The organism is Magnetofaba australis IT-1 (assembly GCF_002109495.1).
Taxonomy (GTDB): domain Bacteria; phylum Pseudomonadota; class Magnetococcia; order Magnetococcales; family Magnetococcaceae; genus Magnetofaba; species Magnetofaba australis.
In genome coordinates this window covers 23,999-41,424 of record NZ_LVJN01000004.1, presented here as the reverse complement: position 1 = coordinate 41,424, position 17,426 = coordinate 23,999, and the positions used below count along the sequence as shown (strand labels likewise).

At 57.6% G+C, this 17,426-nt stretch carries 15 protein-coding genes; 11 read left to right on the top strand and 4 right to left on the bottom strand.

The window, feature by feature from the left end:
- Window positions 1-5 precede the first annotated feature (5 nt).
- Both MAIT1_RS00425 and MAIT1_RS00420 read right to left on the bottom strand, forming a co-directional pair.
- Entirely contained in the window at window positions 6-428 is a 423-nt protein-coding gene (locus MAIT1_RS00425; RefSeq protein ID WP_085440055.1) for a CZB domain-containing protein, read from the bottom strand.
- Window positions 425-1,795 carry an alanine/glycine:cation symporter family protein gene (locus MAIT1_RS00420; protein WP_085440054.1) on the bottom strand — a complete coding sequence of 457 codons (1,371 nt, stop codon included), beginning with the start codon at window positions 1,793-1,795 and terminating at the stop codon, window positions 425-427. The genes MAIT1_RS00425 and MAIT1_RS00420 overlap by 4 nt, the downstream gene beginning before the upstream one ends.
- A 317-nt stretch (window positions 1,796-2,112) precedes the next feature.
- Here MAIT1_RS00420 and MAIT1_RS00415 point away from each other — a divergent pair, with 317 nt between their 5' ends.
- Window positions 2,113-2,382, top strand: coding sequence for a hypothetical protein (locus tag MAIT1_RS00415; RefSeq protein ID WP_143814569.1), 270 nt, complete (start codon window positions 2,113-2,115; stop codon window positions 2,380-2,382).
- Between the two features lie 167 nt (window positions 2,383-2,549).
- Here MAIT1_RS00415 and MAIT1_RS00410 read toward each other — a convergent pair whose 3' ends face one another.
- Together MAIT1_RS00410 and MAIT1_RS21975 are read right to left on the bottom strand one after the other, a co-directional pair.
- Entirely contained in the window at window positions 2,550-2,885 is a 336-nt protein-coding gene (locus MAIT1_RS00410; protein ID WP_085440052.1) for a hypothetical protein, read from the bottom strand.
- Between the two features lie 22 nt (window positions 2,886-2,907).
- Entirely contained in the window at window positions 2,908-3,351 is a 444-nt protein-coding gene (locus MAIT1_RS21975; protein WP_198947755.1) for a hypothetical protein, read from the bottom strand.
- 609 nt (window positions 3,352-3,960) lie between these two features.
- On the opposite strand from MAIT1_RS21975, the gene mamH reads away from it, so the two are divergent.
- The 10 genes from mamH to mamP all read left to right on the top strand — a co-directional run bounded on the left by mamH (window position 3,961) and on the right by mamP (window position 17,367).
- A complete protein-coding gene (mamH, locus tag MAIT1_RS00400; RefSeq protein ID WP_085440050.1) occupies window positions 3,961-5,244 on the top strand; it encodes a magnetosome biogenesis transporter MamH in 1,284 nt (427 codons plus the stop codon).
- 122 nt (window positions 5,245-5,366) lie between these two features.
- A complete protein-coding gene (gene mamI / locus MAIT1_RS00395) occupies window positions 5,367-5,609 on the top strand; it encodes a magnetosome protein MamI (RefSeq protein ID WP_085440049.1) in 243 nt (80 codons plus the stop codon).
- On the top strand, window positions 5,606-7,879 hold the full coding sequence (locus MAIT1_RS00390; protein WP_085440048.1) for a trypsin-like peptidase domain-containing protein: 2,274 nt from the start codon (window positions 5,606-5,608) through the stop codon (window positions 7,877-7,879). The genes mamI and MAIT1_RS00390 overlap by 4 nt, the downstream gene beginning before the upstream one ends.
- A gap of 34 nt (window positions 7,880-7,913) precedes the next feature.
- Window positions 7,914-11,624 carry a hypothetical protein gene (locus MAIT1_RS00385; protein WP_085440047.1) on the top strand — a complete coding sequence of 1,237 codons (3,711 nt, stop codon included), beginning with the start codon at window positions 7,914-7,916 and terminating at the stop codon, window positions 11,622-11,624.
- A 178-nt stretch (window positions 11,625-11,802) separates the two neighbouring features.
- Window positions 11,803-12,843 (top strand): MamK family actin-like protein, encoded by a 1,041-nt coding sequence (gene mamK, locus MAIT1_RS00380; protein ID WP_085440046.1) that lies wholly within the window; start codon window positions 11,803-11,805, stop codon window positions 12,841-12,843.
- 13 nt (window positions 12,844-12,856) lie between these two features.
- On the top strand, window positions 12,857-13,207 hold the full coding sequence (locus MAIT1_RS00375; protein WP_241893380.1) for a hypothetical protein: 351 nt from the start codon (window positions 12,857-12,859) through the stop codon (window positions 13,205-13,207).
- Between the two features lie 37 nt (window positions 13,208-13,244).
- Window positions 13,245-13,475 carry a lipopolysaccharide assembly protein LapA domain-containing protein gene (locus MAIT1_RS00370; RefSeq protein ID WP_085440045.1) on the top strand — a complete coding sequence of 77 codons (231 nt, stop codon included), beginning with the start codon at window positions 13,245-13,247 and terminating at the stop codon, window positions 13,473-13,475.
- A 68-nt stretch (window positions 13,476-13,543) separates the two neighbouring features.
- Entirely contained in the window at window positions 13,544-14,545 is a 1,002-nt protein-coding gene (gene mamM, locus MAIT1_RS00365; RefSeq protein WP_085440044.1) for a magnetosome biogenesis CDF transporter MamM, read from the top strand.
- Between the two features lie 45 nt (window positions 14,546-14,590).
- Window positions 14,591-16,576, top strand: coding sequence for a magnetosome protein MamO (mamO, locus tag MAIT1_RS00360; protein ID WP_085440043.1), 1,986 nt, complete (start codon window positions 14,591-14,593; stop codon window positions 16,574-16,576).
- A complete protein-coding gene (gene mamP / locus MAIT1_RS00355) occupies window positions 16,480-17,367 on the top strand; it encodes a magnetosome magnetite formation protein MamP (protein ID WP_143814568.1) in 888 nt (295 codons plus the stop codon). The genes mamO and mamP overlap by 97 nt, the downstream gene beginning before the upstream one ends.
- The last annotated feature ends 59 nt before the right edge of the window (window positions 17,368-17,426 follow it).

The following is a 17,426-nucleotide window of genomic DNA, read 5'->3' as shown; positions in this document are numbered from 1 at the left end:
GTGCTCTAGCGTCCTATCAAGCGTCCGAGCAAGCGCACGGGTTTATCCAGAAGATCTTTAAAGCCATGGCTGCGTTGCACCAAATGGTACTCCAGCTGAGTCAACAGGTAGATCACCTCTTTACTGGCGCTGCGCACATCCCGCAGGCTCTCTGCCGCTTCGCGCATTTGTCCCGAGCGCACCAGGCGCAAAGAGCGCTCCGCTTCGATATGGAATCGTTTATGCCAGGTGTTAAGCGCCAAGATTTCCAAGTGTTCCCGGTAGCGTTCGGAGCCGTGCCGATTGAGCCAACGGCCCAACTCGCACTCATGATGTGACACATCGATGCGCGTGGCGGTTAAAACAGGCACACGGCCGGAGCGCACCGCCTCCTCCAGACGCGCTTCATAATCCAGATGGACCATACGGGCCACAGAGAGATCAATCATAAAGTGGGGGCTCCATCATTGCGCAGTGAACGTCCGCCGCCTTCAGTGCTCGCGATGGACGTGTTGAGATCGTGCCGTAGGGTGCGATTATAGCGCAACAGCAAGTAGGTAAGCGGCAGCAGGTGGATAATGATCAGGGCCGCAATGAGCAGGTCCCCCACTGACCAGATTGTCGCCACCGGCAGAAATGGACCGCAAAAGGTGACCATGACGAAAAACCAGCGATAGGCAACGCGATTGCGTCCTCCCAGAAAGAGAAAACAGCGTTCAGAAAAGTAGGACCAGTTGATAATGGTGGTGAATGCGAACACCACCAAGCAGAGCGTGACCGCCAGGCGCGCGCCGTCGCCGCTGGCCATCTGAAACGCTGAAACAGTCAAATAGGCGCCGGTCTGTTCATGCCACAGGCCGGAGGAGAGGATCACTAAACCAGTGGCCGTACAGACTAAAATGGTGTCCACCAGAGGGATCATGCCCGCCATCATGGCGCCGACCACAGGGTGGTCGCGATTGGCGGCATGGAGAAACGGCGCCAATCCAATACCGGAGCCATGGGAGAAGATGCCACGCGCAATGCCGAACTGAACCGCCTGCATGACGGAGTATCCGGCGATGCCGCCAGCCAGTGTATAGGGCGTGAAGGCGTGTTCGATCACCGCATGAAAGCTAGCCAGGGTACGGGCTGGGTGGCTGCCCAGAACCCACAGCGCGAGCGCCAGATAGCCACCCGCCATCCATGGCGCCAGCGCCATACTGACGTTCAAAATGCTGTTCAGGCCGCTGATCACCACCAGCGCCACCAGCGCCGATAACGCCAGTGCGACGATGCCGCTGGAGTAGCCCAAATGCTCCTGGATAGCGTGCGCCACAGAGTTTGATTGAATCAGGTTGGCCGCCACCAGTCCTTTGGCGATGATCACCCCGGCAAACAGTGGGGCGATAAAGGCCCAGCGTCCGCTAAAAAAGCGTTGCAGATAGACCATTGGCGTGCCGAAAACGGGGTCTTTGTCGTCCGACGGTTGGTAGCGTAACGCCATGTAGGTGGAGCACATGCGAAAGCTCATGCCCAGCAGCGCAGAAACCCACATCCAGAACAGCGCGCCAGGGCCGCCCAGATGGATCGCCGTGCCGACGCCCGCCATGTTGCCTACGCCGATGCTGGTGGCCAGACCGGCAAAAAAGCCATGGGTATGCCCGATATGCCCTCCATCCGTACGCTGGTTGCCGAGCTGCCGAATCTGGACGAGGAAGATGGGCACGGCTCGGCGCAACACAACGCCGCCGGTGACTAGCAGAAACAGCACGCCCAACTCCAGATAGATCAAACTCAGGAAAGGCGTCCAGATCCAATCGGCAATGGTGCTCATAAACTGTGTGTGTTAGTGGGGGGCGGGAATAGCAGGTAGTCAGACATACCCTCGATTCTATACTCTGAAAGGGGTATTGTCATGTCTGTAGTGAGATGGTTAAGAGGATGTGCGCGCACTTTGATGTGCGCGCACTTTAGATCAAATCTTGATTTTCAAAACTTTACGAGCCCCATCTGGTGTGCTGCCGGAGCCTGCATAAGCAGTTTTTTTTTTTAGAATAAAGGCTTCACTAGTTTGCGCCATCAAGCTACATTCAGTTACCGCGCGTCATTTATCTGAGGCGTCGCCTTTTTTCTCGATGGGAAATGTTTATTATGGTCACAACTTTGAAAACCACGCTGGCTACTAACGAAGCGTTGAAAGTCGCTGGCCCTGGCGAGATCAAGGTGATGGCCGCCAAAGGGGTCTCGATCACCAAAATCTCGCCGCTCTCCCTGCCGGGCATGACCGCTTCGGTCAAATCCACGGCACTGGGTCTCAATGTCCTGGGACCCGCCTTGGGGTTGGCGGGAGTGGTTCTGGCGACGGCGTGGTTTCTTAAAATGGCGGTTAAGGCGGCCGAAAGCGCCCCCAAAAGCGAGTGACAGGCACCACGACGCGCAGGTTCAGTATTTAGAAACCCCCATTTGACGTCAAGAATCAATCACCCTGCTTGCAAGCTGCGGGGAATTGAACCTTCAGAGATTAAAAAAGAGCCCGTTGGCAGATCCAACGGGCTCTTTTCATTAGTCAGTGCAGCGTTTGTTGCGCTTCAGAGAAGTCCGGCAACGATGCTCACGCCAGGAATGCGCCAAGCGCGAGCGAGCAGAACAGAGCAGATGCCCACCAGCGAGAGCAGCGCAATCACCATGGCCGAAAAACTGAAAAAGAAGGGGCCCGCGATCGGCACATGCAGCGCCAGAATCGAAAGCACGCCCCAAGTCCATAACACAACGCCCTGACGGGCGTGGAACTGGACATAAGCGTCGTCCCGGTTGAACAGCATCGGCACCAGGCAGAGAATCCCCAGGTAGGAAAACAGCGCCATGGTGCGGCTACGCATGCCGCGCTTGGTTGTCACAAAGCGGTTTTGATTCGCCTGTTTCATACGAGCCCCCCAATTCAGCATCTCAACTCACCGCCTCTTCCAGCGCATTATCGGCTTTATTACGTTTTAAGTAGTAGTAAGCGCCCGCTCCCAAGGCGGCGGCGGCGCCAAGCAGCAGAACCGGACCCCAGGCGCCTAGCCCCAGCCCCAAACCCAGGCTGGTTCCCGAACCGGTCCAGATGGTGCCGGCGGCGGCGCTGGCCTTGGCGCCGTTAACGGTTGCTTTGGCCGCAGGCGCCGGATCGATGGCTGGCTGGGTCATCGCCACCGGTTGAGCGGCGGCGTTAGCCTTGGCGCCCGCCGCTTTTGGGGCGCCAGGCGCCGCCACCGCCGCTTTGCCCTTGGCGGCGGCTTTTGCTTTGGGGGCGCCTTCAGGGGCTTCCCACTCGCCATTTTGCAACGCTTTCATCATCGCCGGATCGGCGTTAGGGCAGGGCGCCGTGGCGCCCTTTGCACCGGCTTTCACCGCGCCGCCTTTGGTAGCGACTGGGCAGGTCATAGCGGCCAGCGCTTTCTTTGCGGCGGCGCCTTCTAATTCATTCGGCAGAGGTTTTTGCGCAGCCGCGGCGTTCTGCCCGCCTTTGGCGGCGGTCGGTTGCGGAGATGCGGGGGGGGGCGGTAACGGCATTCTGGCGCTCCTCTTTCCAAACCTGATAATAGGAGTAAACAGTTAAGCGTTTGCTGAGCGCTGGCACGGAGCTCGCGCGCAAAATGATCCGGGAGCAAAAAAAAGCGAGCGTAACCAGCCAATAGACGTGTCAAACTGCAAACAGATCTGCCCAACGCAAAATAATATATAGATAATTGCACAGTTCGTGAAGTGAATTTATATGAATCTGCAAAAAAAGCGCTGTGAATTCAATAAATAATAACGATTATCAGTTGTATCACGGGTGGGTTTAAGCGCACAGCCGCCGCTTGCGCTTTATGTTGCGCTGCAAGCCGGATTTTTCTATCATCAGCGGGTTTGGCAAACAAGGCGCACGGCAAATCCGCCAGCGTCTGCTGTACCCTTTGTGCATGAACGCCTTTGACGTCCGCATCACGCCGCCAACGAGGAACGCCCCAAAATCTGATGAGCAACCGCCCACTTGTTCAGGACCGGCATCGCAACACACTCTACTTGGTGGTTGCGCTATCGATGATTTTCATGACGCTGGTGCTGGCCACGCAACCGCTATTCTTGCGTATGGTGCTGGACCTGGAGCGGGAGAACGCCGGTTTTGTCAACGCCAATATTCAGGTCATCACCGAGGTGATGGATCTGATTCTGGTTGGTTATCTGGGCTATCTGTCCGATCGATATGGTCGTATTCCCATCATGATGTATGGGTTCATCGTCGCTGGGGCGACTGCGCTGCTGACCCCATTTGTGGGCGATCTCGCCCTATGGTTCGGGTTGGATGCGCTGCTCCTCTATTATGTTGCGCGCACGTTGATGTCTTTGGGCACTACGGCGGTTTGGCCACAGATTTCCACTCTTACCGGCGACTACACCAGCGTTGAAGAACGCCCCAAGTTGTTGGCGAAAGTGGGTTTCATGATGGCTTTTGGCGCCACTTTGGTCTACGCCATCCTGATGCAGTTGCCTGAGTATGCCGGGATTAAAGTCGTGATGCTGCTGCCTGCGTTCATCGCTTTGATTGGCGCTTGGCTGACGCGCAACTTTCTTGTTGAAACCGCCAGCCGACTGGAAGCGCGCAAATTCCCGTTGCGTCGCGTGCTCGATACGGTAAAACGCAAACCCGAGCTGCGTTTAAGTTTTCTGGCGGCGTTTTCGTCACGCAATGACATGGTGATCATCGGTCTGTTTCTAATGACCTGGTTTATCTATTTTGGCGATCTACTGACCAATGTGGACCACAACATGGCGGCGGCCAAGGCGGGGTTTGTGATCGGCTACATTGGGGTGGTGGTGCTGTTGAGCATTCCAGTTTGGGGATGGTTGATTGAGACTAAGGGACGTGTGGAGTCGGTTCTTCTTGGATTGTTTCTAAGCGGCCTGGGTTTCATTGGCTTCGGTTTTATCATCAACCCCATGACCTGGTGGTCGCTGCTGCCGGCCACGCTGGTGGGGCTGGGGCAGGCGGGGTGTCTGTTGGCGCCGCAGATTCTGGCTCTGGACCATGCCGAAGAGGAGATCCGCGGCTCGGTGATGGGGGCGTTTAATACGGCCGGCTGTATCGGCGTGATCTTCTTTTTGCAAGTAGGCGGGCTGTTGTTCGATTGGGTGAGTCCGACGGCGCCGCTGCTGTTTACTGGCGTGGCCAACATCCTGATCATGGGCTATGGTCTGACCCTTTTGCCTAAGTCGCGAAGAGAGCGTCAACACGAGTCGGATGATGCATTGGAGTGGTGATTCTTCCACGCAACGGGGTCAATTCCCTGCTGGAAACTTTTTAGGTGATCTGATAACGTACGCAATTTATGAACGCGCCGTCTAAAAGCGCTTTTTTCCGTAGGAAGTGAGAGTAGCGCGCCATGCCTAGCATTATTTTTGGTTTGATCGCCATCTCCCTGGGCTTGTGGGGATTGTCGGTTTGGTGGTGGTCCGTGGTGGAGTTGTTGCGTGGACTAACCCCGCTGTTTTTAATTGGTCTGGGATTCGTCGCCTTGGGCGCGGGCGTTACGCGCCTGCGCGCCCATGAAGCGGCGCCGGAGTCGATGGATGCGGATATCGGGCTGCGTGAAGACGCTTCGTCCAAGGCGGGTGATGTCGAATGACCCCAGCCGATGATCCACAGTGTGGGCGGCGCATCCACAAATATCTCTATGCTGTTGGCGTCGGCGGCGTTGCCTTGATGATTGCCAGCTATTTGTGGGTCAGCAACCAGAAAAAAGTGGCAATGATGAACAGCGCGTCGCCCAATTCCGCCGTGGCGCAACAGGCGCCGATGGGACCGCCGCAATCGCTGCCCAAGCCGCCTCCCATGGCGGGTAACGGCGCACCTGGCGCGATCCCCGCCGCGCTGCCCGGCGTGGCGCAAATGACCGTGCCGCCACCGAAAGCCCAGACGGGGCCATCCAATTTCGCCCAAGTGGTGAAATCGGTTATGCCCAGCGTGGTAAACGTCAGCGCCACCACCCAAAGACCCCAAGCCGACACGAACAAACCGGCAAGCGGCTTGCAGTTCGCCAACCCGTTCACGGGCATCGCCACCGAGAGCATTGGCTCCGGGATCATCGTCACAGAAGATGGCTATATCCTGACCAACTATCATGTGCTTGAGAAGGCGCGTCAGGTTTTTGTGACCATCTTCCGGGAGAATGGCGGCAATAAACGTTTGCCCGCCGAGATTATCCAGTTGGATTCTCGCCGCGACTTGGCGCTGATCAAGGTAGAGCCTGAACAGCCGCTTAAACCGGCCCCGCTGGCCAGCAACATCGAACTCAATATCGGCGATCCGGTCATCGCCATCGGCAGTCCGTTTGGTTTGGACCAAACCGTCAGCCAGGGCATCATCTCCGGGAAACGCAAGGCGGTCAATATCGGCGGGGTGGTGCATCGTGGTTTAATCCAGACGGATGCGGCTATCAACCGCGGCAACTCCGGCGGTCCCCTGGTGGCTCTGGACGGCTATGTGGTGGGCGTGAACACCGCCATCTATACCACCACCAGCGCATTCGCCGGGGTCGGCTTTGCCGTGCCCTCCAAAGTGGCGCGCGATTTCTTAGAGGAGTTGATTCAACTGCCGATCATCGCGCCGCCGCCGCCGCAGATGGTTCCTGTCGCCGCGCGCGGCGGCCAGACTGCGCCGCCCATCACCATGGATATGCCCATGCCCCATGGCGACCGGGGGCCGTGTGAAAACTGTCATCAGATTCTCGGCGGCGGCGGCGCGGCTGCTGCGCCGGTCGCCGCCCGCCCGCCGCCGCCGATCCCCATTGACGCTGTGATGCCCCATGGCGACCGGGGGCCGTGTGAAAATTGCCATCAAATTCTGCCAGCTGGAGCCGCAGCGGGGCAGGGCGGGGCCAACCCCGTCGCGTTTACTCCGGGGCAGGGGGGTGGTCCTGGCGCGCAGTTTGGCGGGCCGGGGCAGGGACGTCGACGTCACGCCGACTCCCGTTTCATGTTTGACCCTAACGGCGCTTATAGCTTTGGTGGCGCAGCGGCGTCTCCTGTGGCCCAACAACAGGTCGCCGCCCCCGCTCAGATCAACCCGGAAAAAGGTCTAAAAGGGCTACTCATTACCGTGCAGAAGCTCACAACCAACAAAGCCAACGATTTAAACTCCCCTTACCCCATGGGATTAATCGTCACCGATGTCGTCGCCAACGGACCAGGCGCGGCCGCCGGATTGATGAAAGGGGACCAGATCTACAAAGCCGACGGGCGCTGGATCAAATCACGCGACGCCCTCTCTTCCATGATCAACCGCTTGAAACCCGGCGACTCTTTACGTCTCTCTGTGATTAACGACGGCAAGCGCCGTTCGCTGGAGCTATCGATTCCCACAGCCAATACGCCACAACCCACGGCTAACGCGTCCCCGCCGATGCAGGCCCCCATGGCGCAACCTGTGGCGATGGTGATGCCGCCTCCAGGCGGCTCGGCCCCATGGGCGCCAGATGGCGGCGCGCAGACGGCGCAGACCGCCCCCATGCTCGCTCCCGCCAATCCTCCTGCAACCGGTATGAATCCCGCCACGGCGCCCAACATGGCAGGGAATATGCTTACCAATCCCCGACCGACGCCCGCCAAGACGGAGTTTGAGTGGAAGGGGTTGGAGATTATCCCCATAACGCCCACCATGGCGATGCGCACGCCAGGGCTGCAAAATAAACAGGGCGGCGTGGTGCAGGAAGTGACCCCTGGCTCGCCCGGCGCCCAGGCGGGGATCCGCCTGAATGATGTTGTGGTAGCGATTAATGGCGTGCCAACACCCAATGGCCAAACCATGGATAAAGCCATTAAAAATGCGGCCAAACGGCAGTGGGCGCTATTGGAAGTTGATCGTAACGGCCAACGAATGTTTGCGAAGATTCAATAAGCTATCTCTTGTATTGGGGCAAATTTGAGATGATGTGCTTCTTTCCGCCAATCAAAACCAGCGGGCTCCCATGAGTGATCAGTCACTTTCGGCGGAGCTTACCGGGAGCGCAACGCATCTCGACTCTTCAGATGTGACTGCGGGGCCTGTGCAGTCGGGGGGGGCGACAGACGACGCCAATAACCGCCAGCAACGCCGCCAACAGCGCAAATCGCGCAGCCGCGACCGCTTGCGCGGCATCGCCGCCTTCCGTGACGCTGCCAGAGAAGTGGCGGAGGGCTTGCGCGAACACAATCAACAGGTGACTGAAGAGTCAATCTCCCGCCATCCGCCAGCGCCTAAGCGCGTTGATACGCCGATACAAACGCCTGTAAAACGTGAGCGTGACAACGACGGCTCGCCTGCTTCGCCTCAAGCGCCAAAACAACGCCTGGAGATGGAAAAACAGGATTACAAAACCGAAATGCCAATCAACGCCGCAGAGATTGAAGCCCTAGCGTCTTCCAACCCCCAAGCAGACGACACACGCGCACAGGAGCTCCCCGTGACGCCAACCGCCCCCCTCATGGAGTCGCCGCTGCATGGACCGGAGTCGACCTCGGCGACTGAAGAGGAGATTTCGGCCTCCAAAGCACAGACCTCTGCGCCGCCTGCTGACACCACTGTACAGACAGGGCAGGCGTTGAATTTGGATGAGGAGCCGCTACTGCTGGTTAAAGAGGCCCCCGATCCAGCCAGCGTGGTTGCCAGCGAGTTTGGCCAGAGCGCCAAAATAGACGCTGGTGCGCCAGCCGCGCAAAAATCGTTCTCCAAACGCCGCCCAGCCAAAAAACAGCCAAAATCCCCTGATCGCGAGAACAAAAGCGTCGTCTCTGCGGGCGGGCAGGGCGAACGCAAAGCCGTACGCCAGGCAGTTGGGGTCTCCGATGCGGCGTTACGTGTATTGGTAGAGGGAAAATCATCAGGTTTACAAGCCGAGGTCGGCGCCCTGCGCGATGGCGTTCAATCGGGAGCGGCAGAGCCGGAAGCCCCCTCCCGGGCAACGCGTAAAACCAGTCAGGATGAGGCCCCGCACCTGCATGATGCGCGTCTGCTGCGCCAGCCGGACGCAACACAGGATCAAAGCGATGAGCAACGTGTTGGCGACAGCACGCCAGCGGAGCTGGTCGCGGTTCGCCCGCGGGCGCCGCGCGCGTCTCTGACAACCGCCTCGCCCTGGAGCGAAAAGAGCGTCACTCTTGAGGCTGACGCGAGCACAGAGAAAATCAAACCAGCCCCGGCCATCGCAGAGCCAAACGATGATGCGGGCGACAGAGTCACTGCGCCCGCTATGGACAGCGCCGAACGCCTACTGGTGTCTGCCGCTTCCCATTTTGCAGCACAAAAAACGCCCTCAGCGTTTGGAGTGAAGCCCTCCTTTGATGAGGGGCTCACCGAAGAGCCGCCACCCACGCCGAGCGGCGCTCTCGTCTCTGTGCCGGAATCGAACGGGCAGCAACCGGAGACTGAAGAACAGCAGCCAGATTCCCTTCAGATGACTAAGCAGACGGCGTGGAATCCATCTTCTACGCCCAGCCAGTTGCGTGAACCCATCACGCCCAGTTTTGATCAACAGGCGTGGGCTGCGTCCATTGTGCGCTCCGGACTCTCCCTTGAGCGCGTCAAAGAGCAGATGCTGCGTTTGCAGCCGGACATGCCCTGGAGCGCAGAGCAGGCGCCCACCGCCCTACAGAACGAGCAAGCCGCAATTCAAAGCGCAGCAGCCAACGCCACTGAGAAGGGGAGTGCAGCATCTGTAGAAGCCTCCATTTCCGCAGAGGGGGAACCAATCACGCCGCTTTCTTCTCCTGTAAGCCCTGAACATATGGCGCTCCACCACGCCGTCCGCTCCAGTCGCCCGAACAGCGTCTGGGGCGCATTGGTGGATCTGGAAGGGTTTGCCCCGATTCCCCCCCAAGCGCCGACGGAAGATGAATTGGCGCAACAGGCAAGTGTGCGCCTTGAAAGCCAAAGAGCGCGTTGGGAGGAGTTTGTGGACGCCAACGGAAAAAAGCGCGCTCTGCCCGATGAGCGTCAGGAGGGGGCTGAATCGCCCTTGATGACCAGCGCCCATGAGTCGTTGAACATCGATGTCGCGCCCCCCCCGCCCTGGAGCGCGCCCGTTGTGGCTGAATTAACACAGTCCGTGGCGGCGCCCATTGTCCACACCGATGATTATGCAGAGTCGGACACTGATCATTTAACAAAGGTTGCAAACGAACCGGATCTCAATTTGACCGACGTCAATGTGCAAGACGATGCAGCGCTTACCAAAGCAATTTTGCACAGTCTGGTGGATAGCTACGCACATAAAACACATATGCAAACGCTTCGCGTGTTTAAACGCGAAGCCCCAGTTCTACCCCAAAAATTGAAAGATCTGGGTGGGTTTGTCGGATATTTTCCCCACCGTCTGCCGATGTGGGGCGTGAACCCCGCAGAACCGTTCACCCCAAGACGCCTGCTCAAAGGGGGGCCTCCCGAGGGGGTGCGCAAACGCACCGTAGAGCGATCATGGCCTACGGCTCCATTTACTCAGCAGAATCTGCGCAACGCTGAATCCGTTGCCACTAAGCCGCTGCATCGCTACGGCTATTGGAGCCAACTGCTTGGGGCGTGGAAGACCCCCAATGCACAGATGGACGCGTGGCCCTCTCCGGTTCGAGGCGCCAACCAGCATTCGCCAGAGTCAGCGGCGGCAAACGAAATATTCGGCTGGCATTACGGAATGTCCGGTTTTCTGAATGCGTTTGGCGATCCCGTATTGCCGCAAACCAGTAGTCCGATGTTTTGGAATAAACGCCAAGGCGCGGCGGGCGGAAGTGGCCATATCGTGCGGCGTGCACTACATAAACGCGTGCTGGACCGAATGCCCATCGAGATGTTGCCTAACAATCTGTTCGCACCGGCGTCTCCGGTAGATGCGGCCATCAAGGAGGCGCAGAGCTTAGAGAATACACGCGTTAATGATGCCGCCGAAGAGACGGTTTCTGTTAGTATGGTGGCGGCAGACGCCCCGCCTGTCAGTGATACGTCCGCGCCGGAGGCGCCCCCTGGAGCAACTCGGCGAATCGTCTCCGAAGGGATTGAGCTGGATCCGCCGCGCAATGCGCCTCGTGGCGAATCACTTTATGGCGACTGGGCAAACAGTGCCGTTGAGTCCAATGAGCGTAACCATAACAACGCGCAAAACGCGTCACGCCGAACCACAGACGGACGGCGCGATACAACGCCAATATCACAACCAGCTCAGGAGAAGCCCGCCATGATGAGCGATGATAGCAACTATTCCGATTCGATGATGGCGCCGCAACAAATTGAGGAACAACCGCAAGAGCAGCCCTTCACCAAAGCGCCCATGGCTGCGCAAGAGCAGCCCTTCACCGAAGCGCCCATGGTCACACAGGTTGACCCCGTTGCTGCGCCCGCTCCCCTGTATGCTGAGCCAGCGCCAGAAGCGCAAGTTGTCGAAGAGCCACAGAGCCAGGACGTGCAAGAAGCACAAGTTGTCGCAGGGCCACAGAGCCAGGACGCGCAAGAATCCGTGGTGGAACAGCAGGTTTCCTATGTAGAGTATGCAGAAATTCCCGTGGAGGGATTGGGGGCTGGCGTCGCCAATCTGCTGGGCGATGCGGTTGGCGGCGTTGTCAGTGGATTTGGCTCCCTGAATAGTCGCGTCAAAGGGATAATTTCCCGCGATGAGTAGGAGTGTTGCTCCTGGTGTGATGCTTAAGTATACTGTCCGCTTTTGTTGGAATGAAAGGCTGGGCAAGCCTCTTTTAAGTGGCGTGATGGTGGACGCCACCGAGAACGCTGTTGACGCAATGTGTTGCAATAAACCTGCTATCGCGTAACGTCTGCACTGAAAAATATGAGGATTTGAGATGCAAGGCCAAAACAGCAACGACAAAAGACTTTACGTCGGCATCGATCTGGGCACCTCCCGGACCACCATCATGTCGCGGCGCGGCGCCAAGAGCATGGTGCGTAGCGTAGTGGGTTATCCCAGAGATATTATTGGCGTAAAGATTCTTAATAACACCGTGGTGGTGGGGCAGGAAGCGCTGGATAACCACACCTATCTGAATCTTCACTTCCCCCTGGCGGATGGCGTTCTCAAAGAGACCAGTGAAAAGGATGAGCAAGCCGCCATTGAACTTTTGCGTCATGTGGTTAGCCTGGCCGATGCGCAAGCCGACGAAAAAATCTACGGCATCATCGGCGTGCCCGCGCGCGCTTCGGTCTACAATAAAAGCCAACTGCTGAAAATCAGTGATGAAGTCATGGACATGTCCATGGTTGTCAGCGAGCCCTTCATGGTTGCCTATGGACTGGAAAAGCTGAACAACGCCATCATCATTGACATCGGCGCTGGCACCATCGATCTGTGCGCCATGAAAGGCACCGTCCCGGCGCCCAATGATCAGGTCACCTTGATGAAGGGCGGTAATTACGTTGATGAGGTGTTCTGTCAGGCCATAGCCGAATCTTATCCGGACGTGCAGATGACCTCCTATCTGGCGCAGAAGATCAAGGAGAAGCACGGCTTTGTCGGCGATCCGACCGAGGAGGTGGTGGTCAATCTGCGCTCCGGCGGCAAACCGATGCTGCATGACGTGACCCGTGAGTTACGCTTTGCCTGTGAAACCATTATTCCCGATATCCTGGAGAGCATGGAGTCGTTGATCAGCGGCTACGATCCGGAAGATCAGACCGAGGCGCTCAAGAACGTGATTCTAGCCGGCGGCGGTTGCAATATGATCGGGCTGGACACCGCCCTGGCCGAAGGTCTCAAAGAGTATGGCAAAGTGAATGTCTCCCGCGTGGCGGACCCCGATTTTGCCGGCTCGGCGGGCGCGCTGAAGCTTGCTTCTGAGCTGCCCACAGAGTATTGGAACCAGGTTGGCGACATCATCGGCGGTTAATGGCGGATCTACTATGCACTCTCCAGAAATTGAGCAGGCCTCTGACCCCTTGGCCGCCCATGCGTCGCCTACGCTGAAACTGCAACTTCACGCCGCGCTGAGCTACCTGGGCATTCTGGTGCTGGTGCCATTTTTGACGGGTCGAAATGAGCCTTTCGTGCAGTTTCATGCGCGTCAGGGGATCATCATCTGGATCTGGGAAGTGTTAGCAGTCTATGCGCTGATCGTGCCGGGAATCGGAAAACTGATTTTTCAATTTTCCAGCGTGCTCTGCTTCGTGCTTTCTGTGTACGGTTTGGGGTCGGTGATACTTGGTCGCTATTCCCCCATTCCTGGCATTTCGAGAATCGTCAGATATCTCTGAACGTCTGGATGTGTAATGGACGATTCAGGAGGGCTTGATGCTCCGGTTGCTTGTTTCCCTGGTTCTGGTCCTGTTTCTGTTGATCTTTTCATCACAAAATATGCACGACGTTGAAGTGCGTTTTGTGTTTGGCGAGCCAGTAGAGATGCCGTTGATCCTGGCCATGGCCGGAACGTTTATTCTAGGCTTTGGAATGGCGACGTTCAGCTATATCGTACGCACCGCCAGTCAGGGAAAGAAGCGCTCGGATAACGAATTCCCCTATTAGAAGTCCCGTTAGGAGAGCATGGCTCAGGGCTAAATCGTGAATTTAGCGCCTGTGTTGTTAGGACGCCCATGAGATACGCCCGATGCGTTGTCTGCTATGAGATGATTGGTTGGATTGGCCTGATGGTCAATCTTGTCCTGTCAGCAATGAAGATCTTTGTCGGCATCATCTCCGGATCGCATGCGCTTGTCGCCGATGCCCTCTACTCCGCCAAAGATGTTGTCACGTCGATATTGATCATCGTCGGGCTTAAAATTTCCAGTCAACCTCTGGATGAAAAGCACCCCTTTGGCCACGGGAAAGTAGAGTTTCTCTTCTCGCTCGTTATCAGTATTGTGTTGCTGATCTCCACCGGCTGGCTGCTCTACAACGTCACCAGCGTATTGTTGGAAGGCTCTCACTCCGCCCCCCATATGATCGCGCTCTGGACAGCCATTCTCAGTTTGGTTGTCAACCTGTTCTTTTATGGCTACTCCAAATGCGTAGCCACCGAGATCAACAGCCCCATGGTGCGCACGCTCTCCAAGCACCACCATGCTGACGCCTTCTCCTCCAGCGCCGTGGCCTTAGGAATCATTGGCTCGCACTATCTGGGCATGCCTTGGCTGGATAATGTCGTGGCCTTAGGTGAGACAGTTCATCTGCTCTACCTGGGCGGTGAAGTGTTCTGGGAAGCCTTCAAAGGGTTGATGGATACCGCCGGTCCTAAAGAGGTATCGCGCAAGATCCACGAGCGCGCCAACTCCATCAAGGGGGTGCAAATCGTCGAGTCCATTCGCACCCGCATGGTCGGCCAGGAGATTTGGATCTCCCTGACTATCGGCGTCGAGCCGGAGATCAGCATCTCGGAAGCCAAAATGATCGCTGAACGAGTCGAAGAGGTGCTTGCGGATCACATTGAGCATGTTGGCAATGTCAATGCCCACTTCCGCTGCACGCCTGGCTCCGTGCCAGAGTTTGATGAGATCAAAGAGGATATGGAATCGCTGTTGACTTTGGGGCAGGATCCCGATAGCCCGGATGGCGAGCCGTCATCCGATACCAAAGGAGCCCATCCGGATCCGGTCTGATCGTTTATGGTCAGTCCGAACAGGATAGAGCCTGTGTAGCGCAAAATGACGCAAAAAACGCCGCGAAAACATACCTTTCCATTCTGCCGTCAGAGTTGGCGCATCCCCGCGCTGATTTTGAGCTTGGCGTGCATGGCGACCTTTGCCTGGGGCATCCATCTGATGCAGGACCATCGGAAGGAGCTGCGCGGGGTGGACTATTTGCCGCCCATCCATAAACTAGGCGGAAATGGCGGCCCGCCAATCAATCAACCGGTTGCGCCAGGGCCAGGCGCGGCGATAAATCGTCCGCCTAATGCACAAACGCAACAAGCAGCCTTGGGTGGGACTTCCGCGCCGCTGGTGCGCGCCTCACTGGTTAGCATCAGCGGGGCGACCGATCGCAACGGTCCTTTGACGGTGTTGGGCTCTGGCGCGCTTGTCGGTTCTAACGGCTATGTTGCGACCGCCAGTCATCTGATAGATGGCAAAAAGGCGTTGCAAGTGCGGGTGGCGACACCCGGTGGCGCCAGAGACTACCCGGCGCGTCTACTCAAGGCGATTCCTGAACACAATTTGGCTCTGGTAAAGATCCAGTCGCGTGAAACATTCGCCTATTTGACGCCAACCGACAGTCAGCTGATGGAGCCCGGCCTCAACGTGGTAGCGTGGGGCGATAATCATCAGGGTAACGTTATCGCACAGCCTGGCGTGATTACCGGGCCCAGTCAGATCGTCAATCTTGGCGGCGCAGACGTGCGTGGCATGACCCCGACCAACGCCATCTACCATTGGGCGCAGAGCGGCGGGCCCATGGTGGATCGATTTGGTAATCTCCTTGGCGTCAATGTGATGCTGGCTGATAACAAGGGAGAGATTTCTGGCTTCATGATCCCAGGTTACCTGATACGCGCGCACTTTCGTGATGTAATCAATTTGCCCCCTCCCACTGGCGGCGGCGCGGCGGCGAAAATGGGGCAAGGCGGCGCAGGGCCGCCAGGTGGACCGACGATGCAAACTGTCGCTCTCCCCGTCGCCACCCAACCCCCGCCCCCCGCATTCGCCAACGCATCCCCCCCCAAGAATACCGCAGACGCCTGGTGGAAGAGGGCGCGTGATCATTTGCACGATACACTTAACCTGCACCTTCCCAGTACGCCTTTTGATTTCTCCTGGCTGTTTCCAGATGATGATCCGCACAGCCAGAAAAATCAGCTTTTCGGCTACTCTATCGGCTCATTCTTTGGTCTGATGTTTTTGGGCTTAATCTCTGGAATCAGCGGCGGCATGATGACCATGGGCGGCGGCATCATCAAGGTGACCGGCCTGATGACCTTCTTTGGCTATGGGTTGGTGCTGGTGCGTCCGGTCGCCTATCTGACCAACATCTTCATGTATGGCGCGGCGGCCTTGCGCTATAAACAGGCGGGATTGATCGACTGGGCGCACATTCGGCCAATGGCGCCCTGGGCGATTGTGGGCATGGTGGCGGGTTACTTTATTGGCAACCTGCTCGATGCCTCGGTGATTCGGATTCTGTTGGGGCTGTTTGCCGCCGTGTTGGCGATCAAGATGTTCAGTGAGCTGTGGGAGCAATATCGACAGAAACATCCGGGCCCCCATTGGCTGGATGGCGAAATTATCGACGAAGAGGCGATCAGACGCATCCCGCATCTACTGCGCGAAGGGTTGCTCGGTCTACCCATGGGCCTGATCAGTGGCCTGCTGGGCATTACCGGCGGTGTGGTGGAGGTGCCGTTACAGCGCTATGTCAATCGCGTGCCAATGAAGATCGCCATCGCCAATAGCGCGGTGCTAGTCTTTTTCGCCTCCTCAGTCGGTTCTTTCGTGGCAATGATCCATGGGGTTCAAAGCGGCGCGTTTGAAGCCTCCGCACCGATCATCATGGCGTTGATTCTCTTGCCCGGCGCTTATGTTGGCGGTATGATTGGCGCTTGGTTGACAACCGTTGCTCCGATGAATGCTCTGCGCTGGATCTACGCCATCCTGATGGTCGTTATCGCTGCGCGTATGTTGATGACAGGATTCTGATGCCGTCTGGAACCACCATTGTCGCAGTTGGCTTCTTGTTGCTGGCCATTCTTGTGGCGTCGAGTATTTTCGATCTGCCGGGATCGGACCTGACGGTAACGCCAGCGCCGACGGAGAGCGCCATAACGGCTCCCATCGCCAATCAAGGAGCGGAGCCTGTTATGGGCTTGTCTGTGGCGTTTACGCCCGGCGCCGAACAGCCTGCGCGTCAGCGCGCTCCGATGCCAACGGACCCAACCCGCTCAGGCGCATTCGTTGCACCGGACATCCAGCTCTCTGAGGCGCACTGGCAAGGGCTTGAGGCGTTGCCTTTGACGCTGGAGTTGAAGCGAAAACTGAAGCTGCCATTGGACCTAAGCGGGCTTTTGGTGGATGAAGTGAGCTTGAATGCGGCACTGAGCGGATTGCAGGCAGGTGATGTGATTGTAGGCGTCAATGGGCGCGCGGTGGACAACTTGAAAGCGTTTCAAGAGGAGTCGCGCCGCTTGCAGATGCGCGAACAGATTAATCTGACCGCTTATCGTAAAGGAAGACTGTACACCTTTACGCTCTCAGCCGATAAGAATGTCGGGTTGGCGCAGGTGGAAACGGCGCCGATGATTCAGGCCGGAGATATCATGCCGCATCCGTACCGGGGTCCGTGCACCAGTTGTCACGCCATCAGCCCCAACAAGGGGACCATGCCGGATCCGGATCTGATTATTCTACCACCTGGGCCAATCCGCCAAGGGGCGCAGCGCCCACACCGTGACCGAGGACCCTGTGCGGCGTGCCATGCCATTGTGCCTTAAGCGCTGTGGAGTCCCTAAGAAATCTGTTCTAAAACCTTCGTGTGCAAGGCGTCGAGCGA